The 16,622-nt window shown below is 56.9% G+C and carries 16 protein-coding genes; 12 read left to right on the top strand and 4 right to left on the bottom strand.

Annotation, left to right across the window (positions count from 1 at the left end):
- Nucleotides 1–150: 150 nt before the first annotated feature.
- Both treF and ERD80_RS00075 read right to left on the bottom strand, forming a co-directional pair.
- Nucleotides 151–1,809: an alpha,alpha-trehalase TreF gene (gene treF, locus ERD80_RS00080; protein WP_136545475.1), complete on the bottom strand. Its 1,659-nt coding sequence runs from the start codon at nt 1,807–1,809 to the stop codon at nt 151–153.
- Between the two features lie 349 nt (nt 1,810–2,158).
- Nucleotides 2,159–3,013, bottom strand: a complete 855-nt coding sequence (locus ERD80_RS00075; RefSeq protein ID WP_136545474.1) for an SDR family oxidoreductase — start codon at nt 3,011–3,013, stop codon at nt 2,159–2,161.
- Nucleotides 3,014–3,114: 101 nt separating this feature from the next.
- Between ERD80_RS00075 and ERD80_RS00070 the strand changes: the two genes are divergently transcribed.
- Complete coding sequence (locus ERD80_RS00070) at nt 3,115–3,486, top strand: helix-turn-helix domain-containing protein (protein ID WP_136545473.1); 372 nt, start codon at nt 3,115–3,117, stop codon at nt 3,484–3,486.
- A gap of 22 nt (nt 3,487–3,508) precedes the next feature.
- Here ERD80_RS00070 and yghX read toward each other — a convergent pair whose 3' ends face one another.
- A complete protein-coding gene (gene yghX, locus ERD80_RS00065) occupies nt 3,509–4,399 on the bottom strand; it encodes a YghX family hydrolase (protein ID WP_136545472.1) in 891 nt (296 codons plus the stop codon).
- Nucleotides 4,400–4,967: 568 nt separating this feature from the next.
- On the opposite strand from yghX, the gene ERD80_RS00060 reads away from it, so the two are divergent.
- The 7 genes from ERD80_RS00060 (at nt 4,968) to nhaR (ending at nt 11,450) form a co-directional block, all read left to right on the top strand.
- The gene (locus ERD80_RS00060) at nt 4,968–6,392 is read left to right on the top strand and encodes a cytochrome ubiquinol oxidase subunit I (protein ID WP_136545471.1); all 1,425 of its coding nucleotides are present in this window, start codon (nt 4,968–4,970) and stop codon (nt 6,390–6,392) included.
- Nucleotides 6,393–7,397, top strand: a complete 1,005-nt coding sequence (gene cydB / locus ERD80_RS00055; RefSeq protein ID WP_021507607.1) for a cytochrome d ubiquinol oxidase subunit II — start codon at nt 6,393–6,395, stop codon at nt 7,395–7,397.
- Nucleotide 7,398: 1 nt separating this feature from the next.
- Nucleotides 7,399–7,566 carry a DUF2474 domain-containing protein gene (locus ERD80_RS00050; protein WP_064511421.1) on the top strand — a complete coding sequence of 56 codons (168 nt, stop codon included), beginning with the start codon at nt 7,399–7,401 and terminating at the stop codon, nt 7,564–7,566.
- A 296-nt stretch (nt 7,567–7,862) separates the two neighbouring features.
- Nucleotides 7,863–8,729, top strand: a complete 867-nt coding sequence (locus tag ERD80_RS00045; protein WP_058759653.1) for a helix-turn-helix domain-containing protein — start codon at nt 7,863–7,865, stop codon at nt 8,727–8,729.
- A gap of 251 nt (nt 8,730–8,980) precedes the next feature.
- Nucleotides 8,981–9,124, top strand: a complete 144-nt coding sequence (locus ERD80_RS22340; protein WP_021507604.1) for a hypothetical protein — start codon at nt 8,981–8,983, stop codon at nt 9,122–9,124.
- A gap of 215 nt (nt 9,125–9,339) precedes the next feature.
- Nucleotides 9,340–10,518, top strand: coding sequence for a Na+/H+ antiporter NhaA (gene nhaA / locus ERD80_RS00040; RefSeq protein WP_136545470.1), 1,179 nt, complete (start codon nt 9,340–9,342; stop codon nt 10,516–10,518).
- Between the two features lie 29 nt (nt 10,519–10,547).
- Nucleotides 10,548–11,450: a transcriptional activator NhaR gene (nhaR, locus tag ERD80_RS00035; RefSeq protein ID WP_104093991.1), complete on the top strand. Its 903-nt coding sequence runs from the start codon at nt 10,548–10,550 to the stop codon at nt 11,448–11,450.
- A 51-nt stretch (nt 11,451–11,501) separates the two neighbouring features.
- Here the strand turns inward: nhaR and rpsT are convergent, their stop codons facing one another.
- Entirely contained in the window at nt 11,502–11,765 is a 264-nt protein-coding gene (gene rpsT / locus ERD80_RS00030; protein ID WP_013507813.1) for a 30S ribosomal protein S20, read from the bottom strand.
- Between the two features lie 319 nt (nt 11,766–12,084).
- Between rpsT and ribF the strand changes: the two genes are divergently transcribed.
- From ribF to fkpB, 4 genes are all read left to right on the top strand, one after another.
- Complete coding sequence (gene ribF, locus ERD80_RS00020; protein WP_058780422.1) at nt 12,085–13,023, top strand: bifunctional riboflavin kinase/FAD synthetase; 939 nt, start codon at nt 12,085–12,087, stop codon at nt 13,021–13,023.
- A gap of 27 nt (nt 13,024–13,050) precedes the next feature.
- Complete coding sequence (ileS, locus tag ERD80_RS00015; protein ID WP_031279711.1) at nt 13,051–15,870, top strand: isoleucine--tRNA ligase; 2,820 nt, start codon at nt 13,051–13,053, stop codon at nt 15,868–15,870.
- Entirely contained in the window at nt 15,870–16,370 is a 501-nt protein-coding gene (gene lspA / locus ERD80_RS00010) for a signal peptidase II (RefSeq protein ID WP_021507598.1), read from the top strand. The genes ileS and lspA overlap by 1 nt, the downstream gene beginning before the upstream one ends.
- Nucleotides 16,371–16,379: 9 nt before the next feature.
- The coding region (fkpB, locus tag ERD80_RS00005; RefSeq protein WP_136545469.1) for an FKBP-type peptidyl-prolyl cis-trans isomerase at nt 16,380–16,622 on the top strand (243 nt) is incomplete at its 3' end.

Here is a 16,622-nt window from a genome sequence, read left to right as displayed (position 1 = left end):
CCCGGACTGTACACCCGCGGGAGAGGGGACCGATCGAGCGAGCAGTGGATTCTTTCGTTACATGTGGCAGCGTTTCCCTCTCCCGATGGGAGAGGGCCAGGGTGAGGGCATCAGGCCGCAGCATCCCGCATCAGACCGCAGTGTCCCGCGTCAGTCCGCCAGCAAATGCCCGTACATCGCCAGCAGGCGACGGGTGACGCCGTTGGTCCAGCCGAAGCCGTCCTGTAGCGGATACTCACCGCCGCCGCCCGGGCGGGCGCGATCGCCGCTGATATCGTACTTCTCTACCAGCTTATGGTGCAGTGAATAGAAGTTCTTCACCGTGGTCAGCCAGTTAACCGCAATCTCGGTTGCCAGCGTCTCTTCACCGTAGTTATTCAGTCCGACCACCGCCATCCACTGCAGTGGTGCCCAGCCGTTGGGTTTATCCCACTGCTCGCCGCTCTCCACCATGGAGGTCACCAGGCCGCCCTGCGTTAGCAGCAGCTGGCGCAGCGCCACCGCCTGCAGATGCGCCTGTTCCGGTGAAGCCAGCCCCAGGAACAGCGGTACCACCGCCGCTGCGGTAAAGGCACCAAAGCGTTCACGTCGCCAGTCGTAGTCGCGGTACACGCCTGCGGTGTTGTCCCACAGATAGCGATGAATCGCCTGCTTGCGCGCATCCGCTTTCTTCTGCCACGCCAGGCCGGTGAGTTCTTCGCCCTTCGCGTGCGCCAGCGTCGAGATCATCAGCTCCAGCTTGTAGAGAAACGCATTCAGATCTACCGGAATAAACTGGGTGGTGCGAATGCTGGCCAGACGCTGCGGATCGCGCAACCAGCGCGAAGAGTAATCCCAGCCGGAAGCGGCACCGGCGCGCAGATCGCGATAGACCTCGCTGGCCGGACGACGCGATTTGCTGGCGGTTTCCACATCTTCCATCCACGACTCATCGCGCGGCGTGTCGCGATCGTCCCAGTAGCGGTTGAGCAGCGAACCATCCGGCATGCGCACCACGTGACGATAGGCCTGATGCGGCATCAGCTCGCCGGCTCCGTCCATCCAGAACTGATACTCTTTCATCAGCTGGTCAAGATAGCGCTTCGCGCCGCGAATGCCGTCCTCTTCAAACAGCTCGACCATCAGCGCGAACACCGGCGGCTGCGAGCGGCTGAGGTAATAGGTACGGTTGCCATTCGGCACGTGACCGTAGTTGTCAATCAGCCAGGCGAAGTTGTCCGCCATATGACGCAGCAGATCGTCGCGGCCCGCTTCGGCCAGTCCCAGCATGCTGAAATAAGAGTCCCAGTAATACGTTTCACCAAAACGCCCGCCGGGCACCACGTAGGGCTTCGGCAGCGGCAGCAATGACGAATGCGGTAAATGCTGCTGCGGCATTTTGGTTAACACTGGCCACAGATCGTCAATATGTTCCGTCAGGGTTTTATCCGGATTGGAAACATAAAAACTCTCATAGACCTGCGGTAAATAAAAATGCTCGTGGACAAATTTTTCCAGGTCGAACTCCGCCGAGCGTTTGCGGCGGCGATAGCGGATTAAAATATCCAGCGGATCGAATTTAGGCGCGCAGTCCGGAAACGTTTTGCTGTCGGCAAAAATACGTGACGTCTGCACGTGCTCAAACAGCTCCAGATAGCGATCGGCAGGCGTCAGCGCATCAGGCGCAGGCAGGCCTTCGATCAGCTCGGGTTCCGGCTCCGAATCCTGCATACCTTCGCGGATAAACTCGTGAGGATCGTATTGATACCCCAGATCAGCATGGGCTTCGTGTTCTCCGAAAGCTTGACGTTGCTGGTGGTTAGTATTAATAGCGGCCTCCTGAAATTGCCTGGTTGCTCAAAGGACAAATTATAGATCTCTGACCCGATGAGACAACAATGCGAAATATCTATGAACGTAATAAATCTTGTCGATTGATCGGCTTTTTAAGGCTTTTTTCAGCGAATACAACGCCCTATATTTCAGGAATTGAAAGCAGTGTTTCAGATGAAGCTTTAAATAAATGAACAGATTTATCTGTAAATAAAAAAATCGTCAGTGATGACGGCAAAAAAGCGGGAAGAGGTTGATCATTTGATGGCAGACGAGACGGGGGAAAAGAGGGCTTTTCGTCGCCCTCACCCCGGATTTCACCGCAGGTGAGGGCGCCATCAGCGCCTTACTTTGCCAGCGTGGCCTTAATTACCGCGGCGAACGGTGTGGTCGGGCGGCCAATGAGTTTGCTGAGCGTGTGGCTGTCGTCGAACAGGGCACCCTGAGCGGCACCGGCGTCGGAATCCGCCAGCAGTTCGGCCAGCGGCGCGGGTAAGCCGGCTCCGATCAGCGCCGCACTGAACTCCGCAGGCGGCAGGTTAACGTACTCCACCTGTTCGCCGGACTGGCGGGCGATCTCCGCACTGAATTCTGCCAGCGTATAGCTGTCATCGCCGGCCAGTTCGTACACTTTGCCGGCCTGATCGTCACGGCTGATCACCTCTGCCGCCGCGGCAGCATAATCCTCGCGCGCCGCCGACGCGATGCGCCCGTTGCCCGCCGCGCCGATAAAGGCATGATGCGCTAACGCCGGTGCGATGCTGGCCGCATAGTTTTCGCTGTACCAGCCGTTACGCAGCAGGGCATAAGGGATGCCTGAAGCCTGCAGCAGCGCTTCGGTGGCGCGGTGTTCGACGCCCAGACCCAGCGGCGAGGTATCGGCATGCAGCAGACTGGTATACGCGATAAATGACACGCCTGCCGCTTTGGCGGCATCAATCACCGCCCGGTGCTGGGCTTCGCGCTGGCCCACTTCGCTGGAGGAGATCAGCAGCACTTTCTGCACGCCGGCAAAGGCGCCCTGCAGCGTCTGTGGCTGGTTGTAATCTGCGGTACGCAGCGCGACGCCGAGCGCCTGCAGGTCCTGCGCCTTTTCCAGTGAACGTACTACCGCGATGATCTCGCTGGCCGGTACTTTCTTCAGCAAGGCATTAATCACTAAACGGCCCAGTTGGCCAGTGGCTCCGGTAATCGCAATCATGGTGTTTTTCCTCAGGTTGAACTGGTATGGAAACAGCCTACGAGATAAACTAACTTTTAGTAAGTACTTACAGATTTGTTAGTTTGAGCGGAGTGATGTAAATGGCTGAAAACCTGAGTGATAAATTTTCCCGTGGTGAATTGCTCAATGTGAACTGCCCGTCACGTGAGGTGTTAAAACGGATTACCAGCCGCTGGAGTGTGCTGGTGTTACTGGCGCTGCGTGCTGAGACGCTGCGCTTCAGCGAACTGCGCCGCCGGATTGGTGGCATCAGTGAACGCATGCTGGCGCAGACGCTGCGCTACATGGAAGAGGATGGCTTCATTGAGCGTATCGCTTATGAAGTGGTGCCGCCGCACGTGGAGTACCGGCTGACGACGCTGGGCCATGAGGTGGAAGGGCAGGTCATCGGCCTCGCCGACTGGCTGGAAAGCAATGTCCACCGCATCATTAAAGCGCCGCAGACAGCGTGAGTGCCGTCGCGGCGCGCCAGGCTCAGACGTGCAAATATTTCTCAAACCAGCCGAGTGTGCGACGCCATGCCAGTGCTGCGGCAGCTTTGTCATAGCGTGGCGTTGAGTCGTTGTGAAAGCCGTGATTCACGCCGGGATAAATATACGCTTCATAGGTTTTGTGGCTGGCTTGCAGGGCGGCTTCATAGGCTGGCCAGCCTTCGTTGATGCCTTTATCCAGCGCGGCATAGTGCAGCAGCAGCGGCGCCTGAATGCGCGCCACATCTTCCGCTTTTGGCTGGCGGCCGTAGAACGACACGGCGCAGGCCAGCTCAGGAAACGCCACTGCCGCCGCATTTGCTACGCCGCCGCCATAACAGAAGCCGGTGATGCCGACCTTGCCGTTCCCCTCGGGATGCTGCATCAGGAAATCGACCGCCGCGAAGAAATCGTTCATCAGTTTGGTCGGGTCGACTTTGGCCTGCATCGCACGGCCCTCTTCATCATTGCCCGGATAGCCGCCCAGCGAACTTAAGCCATCCGGCGCCAGCGCGACATAGCCCGCTTTGGCGACCCGTCTCGCCACGTCTTCAATGTAAGGGTTCAGGCCGCGATTCTCGTGTACCACCACCACGGCACCCAGCTTGCCGCTGGCGTGAGTCGGGCGCACCCGATAAGCGCGTACCTCGCCATGTCCCTGGGGCGACGGGTAGTGAATGTATTCGGCGTTGATATCAGGATCGGTAAACGACACCTGCTCTGCCAGCGCATAATTGGGGCTCATGGCGCTGAGCAGGGTGGCTCCGGTCATGCCGGCGATGGTGAACTTCGCGGTCAGCGAGAGAAACTCGCGCTTGCTGATGCGACCGTGCGCATAGTAGTCATAAAGCTCAAGCAGTTCCTGGGGAAAATCCTGGGCGGTAAGACGGGTCATAACCTCTCCTTCGCTGATTAACCGGACTGTGCTGCTTTAACAAAGCACAGCCTGACGCCGCTGGCAAATGCCATGCCCCAGCGGGTTAATGCGCGATGGCTCACAGAATGTCACCGAAAGACAGCAAATTAATTTCTTTTTGGTCTATAAAAATTATCTTTTAATTAACAAAGTTTCTTTCTGGCGACTGTGCAGGAAATTTTACAGCGTAACGTGAAGGTGCGGTCCTCTGCCGTTTTGTCTGGCGCAGTAATTAACAGCTAAATTAGCCAGTTACCAGATTAACGCCTTTTCCTCTCGCTCTGCTTAATAACAAGATTGTCACAATAAATCACGGGCTTTAACCTTAACTTAGTGATTTTAAACAAGTAGTTTCTGGTGAAAACAATGATCGAAATCAAAAAATACTGTTATAGTTTTAGCCATTCCCACTGTTTCTTTTTGTTCTCGCCGCTTGCCTTACAATTGGCGTGAATCTCTTCCGACGTCACGAAATAATAATCTTGTGCGTCAAACTTGTTAATTATAAGTAAAAATTCGGTGCAATCTTGTGGCAAAGAGGTAAGCAATGTTTGGATTAGATGCCTTCCACCTGGCCAGGATTCAGTTCGCCTTTACTGTTTCCTTCCATATTATTTTCCCGGCCATCACCATCGGTCTCGCCAGTTTCCTGGCGGTGCTCGAAGGCATGTGGCTGAAAACCCGTAACGAGACCTATCGCGATCTCTACCACTTCTGGTCCAAAGTCTTTGCCGTTAACTTCGGTATGGGCGTGGTGTCCGGACTGGTGATGGCGTATCAGTTTGGTACCAACTGGAGTGGCTTCTCGCAGTTTGCCGGCAGTATTACCGGTCCGCTGCTGACCTATGAAGTACTCACCGCCTTCTTCCTTGAAGCGGGCTTCCTCGGCGTGATGCTGTTTGGCTGGAACCGCGTTGGGCCGGGCCTGCACTTCTTTGCCACCTGCATGGTTGCGCTCGGCACCATCATCTCTACCTTCTGGATCCTCGCGTCCAACAGCTGGATGCATACCCCGCAGGGCTACATCATAGAGAATGGCATCGTGGTGCCGCAGGACTGGTTCAGGATTGTCTTCAACCCGTCGTTCCCGTACCGCCTGTTCCATATGTCGGTGGCGGCCTTCCTCGCCAGCGCCTTCTTTGTGGGCGCGTCTGGCGCGTGGCATCTGCTGCGCGGTAACGATAACCCGGCCATCCGTAAAATGTTCTCCATGGCACTGTGGATGGCGCTGATCGTGGCACCGATTCAGGCGATGATCGGCGATGCACACGGCCTGAACACCCTTGAGCATCAGCCAGCAAAAATTGCGGCGATTGAAGGCCACTGGGAAAACCCGCCGGGTGAAGCGACGCCGCTGATCCTGTTCGGTATTCCGGATATGGATGAAGAGCGCACCAAATATGCGCTGGAAGTGCCGTACCTCGGCAGCCTGATTTTGACCCACAGCCTGGATAAGCAGGTGCCGGCGCTGAAGAGCTTCCCGAAAGAGGACCGCCCGAATTCGCTGGTGATTTTCTGGTCGTTCCGCGTCATGGTGGCGATGGGCCTGCTGATGATCACCCTCGGCGTGCTGAGCTTGTGGCTGCGCTACCGCAAGCGGTTGTATAGCTCGCGGCCGTTCCTGTGGTTCGCCCTGCTGATGGGCCCGTCCGGCCTGATCGCGATTCTGGCGGGCTGGTTTACCACCGAGATTGGTCGTCAGCCGTGGGTGGTGTATGGCGTGCAGCGCACCATTGATGCGGTGTCGGCGCACGGCGACCTGCACATGAGTATCAGCCTGCTGGCCTTCATCCTCGTCTATTCATCGGTGTTTGGTGTCGGCTATGTCTACATGATGCGCCTGATCAAGAAAGGTCCGCTGACCGGCGAAGGTAAAGATGTGCGCCACGGTGGTCCGGGGCAGGGCAAAACGCCTGCGCGTCCGCTTTCTGCTGCCCATGAGAGCCTGAACGAACCGCAGGAGGGTAAATAAATGATCGATTTCTCCATTATCTGGTTCGCCATTATCGTGTTCGCCACCCTGATGTATATCGTGATGGATGGCTTCGATCTTGGCATCGGTATCCTGTTCCCGTTCAATAAAGATGCGGTTGAGCGCGACATGATGGTGAATACCGTTGCGCCGGTCTGGGATGGCAACGAAACCTGGCTGGTGCTGGGCGGTGCCGGTCTGTATGGTGCGTTCCCGCTGGCCTATTCGGTGATTGCCGATGCGCTGGCCATTCCGCTCACCGCGATGCTGATTGGCCTGATTTTCCGTGGCGTGGCGTTTGAGTTCCGCTTCAAGGCCACGGAAGAACACCGCGCGTTCTGGGATAAATCATTTATCGCCGGTTCACTGCTGGCGACCTTCAGTCAGGGCGTTGCGGTCGGTGCGATTATCGATGGCTTCCCGGTGAAAGGACGCGAGTTTGCCGGCTCTGCGCTGGACTGGCTGGCGCCGTTCCCGCTGTTCTGCGGCGTCGGTCTGGTGGTGGCGTACGCGCTACTGGGCTGTACCTGGCTGATTATGAAAACCGAGCATGAGCTGCACCGTAAGATGTCCGCGCTGGCGACGCCGCTGGTGATCGCGCTGCTGCTGATTGTCGGCATTATCAGCCTGTGGACGCCGTTCACCCACGATGCGATTGCGCACCGCTGGTTCAGCCGTCCTAACCTGTTCTGGTTCCTGCCGGTACCGGTGCTGGTGCTGCTGTGTTCGTGGGGAATCGTGCGCGCCATCAAGCGTGAGGCGCACTACTCGCCGTTCCTGCTGACGCTGGCGCTGGTGTTTCTCGGCTTCTCCGGCCTCGGTATTAGCGTGTGGCCGCACATTATTCCGCCGTCGATCACCATCTGGGACGCCGCGTCACCGCCGCAGAGTCAGGCCTTTATGCTGGTCGGTAGCTTACTGATTATTCCGGTGATTCTGGGTTATACCTTCTGGAGTTACTACGTGTTCCGCGGAAAAATCAAAGCCGACGAAGGATACCACTGAGATGCAAACCGAGGTCAGCAATATGAGCAACCCCACTGAAACGAAAGCCCCCTGGTGGAAGCGCGTGCTGTGGTTAGTAATCATCTACGGCGCAAGCGTGCTGGCACTGGGCGTGGTGGCATCACTGTTTCGTATGATGATGACGGCAGCGGGCATGCGTTCGCACTGAGTGGTCGATGAGGGCAGGCACGCCTGCCCGGTGTTATCGGTCGCCATTAATGGCGACCCTGCAAGGCGATGCACGATTTTCACAGGGTGCGCATTAATGCGCACCGCTACGCGCAGGCACATCACTGCTCAACGATGCGATGCCGTTAAGACGATAAAAGGTTAGTTACCTAAGCAATTAATGCTTTTCCCGTCTCGCTGTCTTTACTCTTCCTTACGTTATCCATACGATTTTGTTATATTTATGTGACGGATTACGCAAAAGCACCGCCTTTCCCAACCCATTCAATTAAAAAAATGCTCAGCCTGAATCTGAAAAAACAGTACATCAACGATCTGGTGGACTGGATCGAAGCCAATCTGACCGACGAGCTCAACATCGATCTGATTACCCTGAAATCCGGTTACTCCAAGTGGCACATGCAGCGCATGTTTAAAGAGATGACCGGCCAGACGCTGGCCTCGTACACGCGCAAACGTCGTCTGACGCTCGCTGCCATGGCGCTGCGCCTGACCAGCATGCCGCTTATCGATATCGCCGTGCGGTTTGGCTTTGATAATCAGCAAAACTTTACCCGGGTGTTTAAAAGCCACTTCGCCATGACGCCAGGCGCTTATCGCCGCATTCCTGAGATGCAGATGAAAGACTTCCACAGCCGCATCTCAACCCAGCGGCAGTGGGTGAGTGCGCGCCTGGCAGAGAAGCCGGAGCTGAAGCTGTGCGGAGAAGTGATCGAGTGGGAGTGCCGCTTCGGCGAATACATTGACCACCACAATCACGTGGTGGCGCAGCATACGCGTGATTTCATCGCCTTCGCCGGCCAGCACGTGCAGCGTGGCTGGCTGGGTTTTCAGTTCAGCCCGGGGGTTAACTCCAGCGATCAGCAGCATATCAGCCTGTTTCAGGCGCTGGAGAGCCAGTACGCCGATGTGCTGACCGGTAATGTGCAGAACTGGACCGGTGAAAGCGGACTGTATGCGGAGATCGATTGGCACGGTGCGCCGGAAGAGATCAATGCCTTTACCGCAGAGGTGTATTACAACCATCTGCCTGCGCTCGGCGTGGCGCGGCGGCCGGGCAAGGACCTGATTAAGCTCGATCTCCGCTACAGCACGCCAGATCTACTGCAGGGCACGTTCTACATTCCGGTTAAGGTCGGATAATGCATATTTCGTGCGGTAAACTGTGATAAACCGCACGATTTTATAAATTCCTGCGCCTGAGTGGCGTAAAATCCTTCACTGAGACCTGACTGACCGTGGAAAACACTGTTTGCCACCTCTCAGGCTGGATCATCACCTGCATGCCTGGTCCATTCCGGACCGTTATAGTGAAAAGACAAAAAATTATGCGACTTCTACCGTTGTTACTTTCAACAGCGCTTGTGGCGTTTTCCGCGCTGGCAAGTGCCCAGATGGCTGAGCCTTTCTCACCGCCAGGCGGCCTGCATCCGCATCAGCCGCATTGCGCCCAGCACGAGATTGCCGGCGACAATGCGCTGCCCCAGCAGCATAGCGATGACGTGACGCTGCTGACCTGCACCAACCATCAGGCCTGATGGCGCGCCTGGCTTCCTTCACGCCGGTTAAGTAAAGAATCTGCCAGCCGCTCAATTCCGTCGCGGCGCGATTTATCGTGCCCGCGCACCCCTTCATTTCCCGTTTTAAGCTTTTTGCTCGGAAATTCCGAGTAATAAACGAGACATAAGCTGCTTTTAACGAGGTGTCTCAGCCGCTAAACTTCTCCACCAAATGTCTCTGCTCAGGAGGAGTTGTGAACAAACCCCGTAGTATTCGAAGCTTGCTGAAAAGCTTTATCGAAAGTGACGCCAGTAACGGCATGGTGCTGATTCTGGCGGCCGTGGCGGCGATGGTGCTGGCCAATAATGCTGCCACCGCGCAGGGCTATCAAAACCTGCTGGCGGAGCCGGTACAAATTCGCTTCGGCGCGCTGGATATCAGCAAAAATCTGCTGTTGTGGATTAATGATGCGCTAATGGCGCTATTCTTTTTGCTGATTGGCCTCGAAGTGAAGCGCGAGCTGATCACCGGTGAGCTGGCCAGCCGCGATCGTGCCATCTTCCCGGTGATTGCAGCGCTGGGTGGGATGGTCGCACCGGCGCTCATCTTCCTTCTGTTCAACCACGATAACGACATTGCCCGCAACGGCTGGGCCATCCCGACCGCCACCGACATCGCCTTTGCACTCGGCGTGCTGGCGCTGCTTGGCAGTCGCGTACCGGCGGCGCTGAAAGTGTTCCTGATGGCGCTGGCGATCATTGACGATCTCGGTGCCATCGTGATTATTGCGCTGTTCTACACCAGCGATCTGTCGGTGCTGTCGCTGAGCGTGGCAGCCGGTGCCATCGTGCTGCTGGCAATCCTCAATCGCTGCGGCGTACGCAACATCGCGGTGTATATGCTGGTGGGCGTGGTGCTGTGGACCGCGGTGCTGAAGTCCGGTGTGCATGCCACGCTGGCGGGCGTCGTGGTGGGCTTCTTTGTGCCGCTGGAGGAGAAAGAGGGACACTCACCGGCTGAGCACCTGGCGCACGGACTGATGCCGTGGGTGAACTGGCTGATCCTGCCGCTGTTCGCGTTCGCCAATGCCGGCATCTCGCTCAGCGGCATCACCTTTGGCGATGTGCTGTCGCCGGAGCCGCTTGGTATTATCCTCGGTCTGCTGATTGGTAAACCGTTAGGGATCACGCTGTTCTGCTGGCTGGCGGTGAAGCTGCGGCTGGCGGCGCTGCCAGGCAGTACCACCATTCGCGACATTATGGCCATCGGCGTGCTGTGCGGTATCGGCTTTACCATGTCGATCTTCATCAGCTCGCTGGCGTTTGACGCCGCGCATGAACAGCTGGTGACGTTCTCGAAGCTGGGCATTCTTAGCGGTTCACTGCTGTCGGCGGTGATAGGTTATACGCTGCTGCGCATCAAACTGCGCTAATAAGGAGAGGCGCAAGCCTCCTTTATGGTATGAATCAGCTCAATTTTAATCATCTCTACTACTTCTGGCAGGTGTGCAAAACCGGTTCGGTGGTGCGCGCCGCTGAAGTGCTGTGCCTCACGCCGCAGACCGTAACCGGCCAGATCAAAGCGCTGGAAGAGCAGCTGAATGGCGTGCTGTTTCGCCGTCAGGGGCGCGGCCTGGTGCCCACCGAGCTGGGGCAGCTGGTGTTCCGCTATGCCGATCGCATGTTTATGCTCAGCCAGGAAATGCTCGATATCGTTAACTACCGCAAGGAGTCGCATCTGCTGTTTGATGTTGGCGTGGCGGATGCGCTGTCAAAACAGCTGGTGAGCAAGGTGCTGGAAACGGTGGTTATGGCCGGCGAGAAAATTCAGCTGCGCTGCTTTGAATCAACGCATGAAATGCTGCTGGAGCAGCTCAGTCAGCATAAGCTGGATATGATCCTCTCCGACTGCCCGATAGATTCAACCCAGCAGGCCGGGCTGTTTTCGGTCAAGCTCGGCGAATGTCCGGTTAGCTTCTGGTGTAATGCGCCACTGCCTGAGCTGCCGTTTCCGGCCTGTCTGGAGCAGCGGCGCCTGCTGTTGCCCGGCCGGCGCTCGATGCTGGGGCGCAAGCTGCTGAACTGGATCCACAGTCAGGGGTTACAGGTTGAGATTCTCGGTGAATTTGATGATGCGGCGCTGATGAAGGCGTTTGGCGCGCAGAACAATGCGATCTTTGTCGCACCGACGCTGTACGGGGATGATGTCTATCGTGACGATAGCGTGCGCGAGATCGGCAGGCTGGAGACGGTGATGGAGGAGTATCACGTTATTTTTGCCGGGCGCATGATTCAGCATCCGGCGGTGCAGCGCATTTGCCATCGCGACTTCAGCGCGCTGTTCAGCCACGGATCGCAGGCATAAAAAAACCGGCGAAGCGCCGGTTCTTTTAACAAAGCGATAAACAGACGGCGATTAAGCCAGTTTGTTGATCTGAGCAGTCAGGTTTGCTTTATGACGTGCAGCTTTGTTTTTGTGGATCAGACCTTTAGCAGCCTGACGGTCCACGATTGGTTGCATTTCGTTGAATGCGTTCTGCGCAGCAGCTTTGTCGCCGGTTGCGATAGCCGCGTATACTTTCTTGATGAAAGTACGCATCATAGAACGATTGCTCGCGTTATGCTTGCGACGTTTCTCAGATGTTACGGCGCGTTTCTTAGCTGATTTGATATTAGCCAAGGTCCAACTCCCAAATGTGTTCTATATGGACAAATCAAAGGCCGAGGACTATGCCTTTTGCGCCTTCTTTTGTCAATGGATTTGTGCAATAAAGCGTCGTTTTAACCACGACACCCGCTTACGTAATTGATGGCGCAAGATTCTACCAGCAACACCGCGCTGAATACAGTATTTCGCAACAAAATTGTTGTGATGGGGCCGGAGCCGCCAGCCAGCGGGCGCCTGACGCTGAATCAGGCGCAGGAAAGGCACGCAGACGGGTTAACCTGAACGCTATTCAAGGGTATAATCCGCCGATTTCCACCGGTTTGAGTCAGCCATGAAGTTTATCCGCGGTATTTACAATCTGAAAGAGCAGCATCGCGGCTGCGTCCTGACCATTGGTAATTTTGACGGCGTGCATCGCGGCCACCAGGCGCTGATGGCGGAGTTAATTGCCGAAGGACGTAAACGCAACCTGCCGGTGGTGGTGATGCTGTTTGAGCCACAGCCGCTGGAGCTGTTTGCCGGCGACAAAGCGCCGGCGCGCCTGACGCGTCTGCGTGAAAAGCTCAGGTACCTCGCACTGGCGGGCGTTGATGCCGTGGTGTGCGTGCGCTTCGATCGCCGTTTTGCGGCACACTCAGCACAAAGCTTTATCAGCGAACTGCTGGTCGACAAGCTCAATGTGAAATTCCTCGCAGTGGGGGATGATTTCCGCTTTGGCGCTGGTCGCCAGGGGGATTTCCTGTTATTACAGAAAGCCGGTGCGGAGTATGGCTTTGAGGTCATCAGCACCCAGACCTATTGTGATGGCGGCAAACGTATCAGCAGTACGGCGGTACGTCAGGCGCTGGCGCAGGACGATTTTGCTCAGGCGCAGCAGCTGCTCGGTCATCCGTTCAGTATTTCTGGCCGCGTAGTGCACGGTGATGCACTGGGACGCACCATTGGTTTCCCGACCGCCAATCTCCCGCTTCGTCGTACCGTGACGCCGGTAAAAGGTGTCTTTGCGGTTGAAGTGCTGGGGCTGGGCGAGCAGCCGATTCCCGGCGTGGCAAACATTGGTACGCGCCCGACGGTAAAAGGTCTGCGTCAGCAGCTTGAAGTTCACCTGCTCGACACACATATGAATCTTTATGGGCGCCACATTGAGGTGGTGCTGAAGCAGAAGATTCGCGACGAACAGCGTTTCGCTTCGCTGGACGCGCTGAAAGAACAAATTGCGAAAGATGTGGTGACGGCCCGCCAATTTTTTGGGCTAAAAACACCGGTTTAATGACCGAAATACGGAACCGAGAATCTGATGAGTGACTATAAATCTACCCTGAATTTGCCGGAAACGGGGTTCCCGATGCGTGGCGATCTGGCCAAACGCGAACCGGGAATGCTGCAACGTTGGTATGATGACAACCTGTACGGCATCATCCGCGCAGCCAAAAAAGGGAAAAAAACCTTTATCCTGCATGATGGCCCTCCGTATGCGAACGGCAGCATTCATATTGGTCACTCAGTTAACAAGATTCTGAAAGATATTATCGTTAAGTCGAAAGGCATGGCGGGCTTTGACTCGCCGTATGTTCCCGGCTGGGACTGCCACGGCTTACCGATTGAGCACAAAGTTGAGCAGATGATTGGCAAGCCGGGCGAGAAAGTCAGCGCAGCTGAATTCCGCGCAGCCTGCCGCAACTACGCGGCGGAGCAGGTTGAAGGCCAGAAGAAGGACTTCATCCGCCTTGGCGTGCTCGGCGACTGGGATCGTCCTTATCTGACCATGAATTTCCAGACCGAAGCCAACATCATTCGCGCGCTGGGCAAGATCATTGGTAATGGCCATCTGCACAAAGGCGCCAAGCCGGTGCACTGGTGCATGGACTGCCGTTCCGCGCTGGCGGAAGCGGAAGTGGAGTATTACGACAAAACCTCACCTTCTATCGACGTGATGTTTAACGCGCTGGACGCCGATGCGGTGCGCGCGAAGTTTGGCGTTGCAACGTCAGAAGGCCCGGTTTCACTGGTTATCTGGACTACCACGCCGTGGACCATGCCGGCAAACCGCGCCATCTCGCTGCATCCGGAATTCGACTACCAGCTGGTGCAGATTGCCGGCCGCAGCCTGATCCTCGCGAAAGATCTGGTGGAATCGGTACTGAAACGCGCAGGCATCAGCGAGTGGCAGGTGCTGGGCGAATGCAAAGGCGCCGCGCTGGAGCTGCAGCTGTTCCAGCATCCGTTCCTTGAGCAGATCCAGTCGAAAGTGGTGCTGGGCGAGCACGTCACGCTGGACGCCGGTACCGGTGCGGTGCACACCGCGCCAGGCCACGGTCCGGATGACTATGTGATCGGCCAGAAATACGGCATCGAAACCGCTAACCCGGTCGGGCCGGACGGCGCGTATCTGCCGGGCACCTATCCAACCCTGGATGGCGTTAACGTATTTAAAGCCAACGACATGATCGTTGCGCTGCTGCAGGAGAAAGGTGCGCTGCTGCACGTGGAAAAACTGCTGCACAGCTATCCGCACTGCTGGCGTCATAAAACGCCAATCATCTTCCGGGCTACGCCGCAGTGGTTTATCAGCATGGATCAGAAAGGCCTGCGTGCGCAGTCGCTGAAAGAGATCAAAGGTGTGCAGTGGATCCCGGACTGGGGCCAGGCGCGTATCGAAGCGATGGTCGCTAACCGTCCGGATTGGTGCATCTCGCGTCAGCGCACCTGGGGCGTGCCGATGGCGCTGTTCGTCCATAAAGAGAGCGAGCAGCTGCACCCGGATACGCTGGAGCTGATGGAGAAAGTGGCGCAGCGTGTCGAGCAGGACGGTATTCAGGCGTGGTGGGATCTCGATCCGCGCGATCTGATGGGCGATGACGCCGATCACTACGTCAAAGTGCCGGATACCCTCGACGTCTGGTTTGACTCCGGATCGACCAGCTTCTCGGTGGTGGATGCGCGTCCGGAATTTGACGGGCACGCACCGGATATGTATCTGGAAGGCTCGGATCAGCATCGCGGCTGGTTCATGTCGTCGCTGATGATCTCCACGGCGATGAAAGGCAAAGCGCCTTACCGTCAGGTACTGACCCACGGCTTCACCGTCGACGGTCAGGGCCGCAAAATGTCGAAATCAATCGGCAACACCGTGGCACCGCAGGATGTGATGGACAAGCTGGGCGCGGATATTCTGCGTCTGTGGGTGGCCTCGACCGACTATTCCGGTGAGATGGCCGTATCCGACGAAATCCTGAAACGGGCCGCCGACAGCTATCGCCGTATCCGTAACACCGCGCGCTTCCTGTTGGCGAACCTTGCAGGCTTCAACCCGGCGACCGACTGCGTCAGCCCGGAAGAGATGGTAGTGGTGGATCGCTGGGCCGTAGGCCGTGCGCTGGCGGCACAGCAGGACATTGTGCAGTCGTACGAGAACTACGATTTCCACGAAGTGGTGCAGCGTCTGATGCACTTCTGCTCCATCGAGATGGGCTCGTTCTACCTCGACGTGATCAAAGATCGTCAGTACACCGCGAAGGGCGACAGCCTGGCGCGTCGCAGCTGCCAGACCGCGCTGTGGCATATCGCTGAAGCGCTGGTGCGCTGGATGGCGCCGATCATGTCGTTCACCGCGGATGAGATCTGGGGCTATCTGCCTGGCGAGCGTCCACAGTACGTGTTCACCGAAGAGTGGTATCAGGGCCTGTTTGGTCTGGCGCAGGATGAAGCGCTGAATGATGCTTACTGGGCAGAACTGCTGAAAGTGCGCGGTGAAGTGAATAAGGTGATCGAGCAGGCGCGCAGCGACAAGCGCATCGGCGGTGCACTCGAAGCCACCGTCACGCTGTACGCCGATCCGGAACTGGCGGCGAAGCTGCAGGCGCTGGGCGATGAGCTGCGTTTCGTGCTGCTGACCTCGGGCGCGACCGTGGCGGATTACGTGACGGCCAGCGACGAAGCGCAGCAGAGCGAGCTGTTAAAAGGTCTGAAAATCGCGCTGCATAAAGCAGAAGGCGAGAAATGTCCGCGCTGCTGGCATTACACTACTGACGTCGGCCAGAATCCGGAGCATGCTGCGGTGTGTGGACGTTGCTACACCAACGTAGCCGGAAACGGTGAAGTGCGGAAATTTGCCTGATGAGTAAACTGTGCTCAACCGGACTGCGCTGGGTATGGCTGGTGCTGGTGGTGATCGTGGTCGATTTTGCCAGCAAGCAGTGGGTCATGAACAACATGATGCTGCATGAAACTCAGCCGCTGATGCCGTTCCTGAACCTGTTCTACGCGCACAACTATGGCGCGGCGTTCAGCTTCCTGGCAGACAAAGGCGGCTGGCAGCGCTGGTTCTTTGCCGGTATCGCCATCGCCATTGTGGTGTCGCTGCTGGTGATGATGTACCGCAATCGCGCCAGCAATAAATTAACCAACATTGCCTACGCGCTGATTATTGGCGGGGCGCTGGGTAACCTGTTTGATCGTGCCTGGCACGGCTTTGTGGTCGACTTTATCGACTTCTATGTCGGTGACTGGCACTTCGCCACCTTTAACATTGCCGACTGCGGAATCTGCATTGGTGCGGCGCTGGTGGTGCTGGAGGGCTTTCTGAGCCCGAAAGGCAAACAGGTCACGAATAAATAAGGGTAACAGATGACAGACATCGTTCAGCGCGACAGCGCGCTGCTGGTGCATTTTACACTGAAGCTGGAGGATGGCTCGACGGCTGAATCCACGCGCGCCAACGGCAAGCCTGCGCTGTTCCGTCTGGGAGATGGCAGCCTGTCGGCGGCGCTGGAGCAGGAGCTGGTCGGACGTAAAGTGGGCGATCAGCACGCCTTTACGCTCGAGCCGGAAGACGCCTTTGGCGCTGCCAGCCCGGACCTGATCCAGTAC

Source organism: Pantoea sp. R102 (genome assembly GCF_004916815.1).
Classification (GTDB): domain Bacteria; phylum Pseudomonadota; class Gammaproteobacteria; order Enterobacterales; family Enterobacteriaceae; genus Pantoea; species Pantoea dispersa.
Note: the sequence above shows the minus strand (reverse complement) of the source record. Positions and strands in the feature narration are given on the sequence as shown.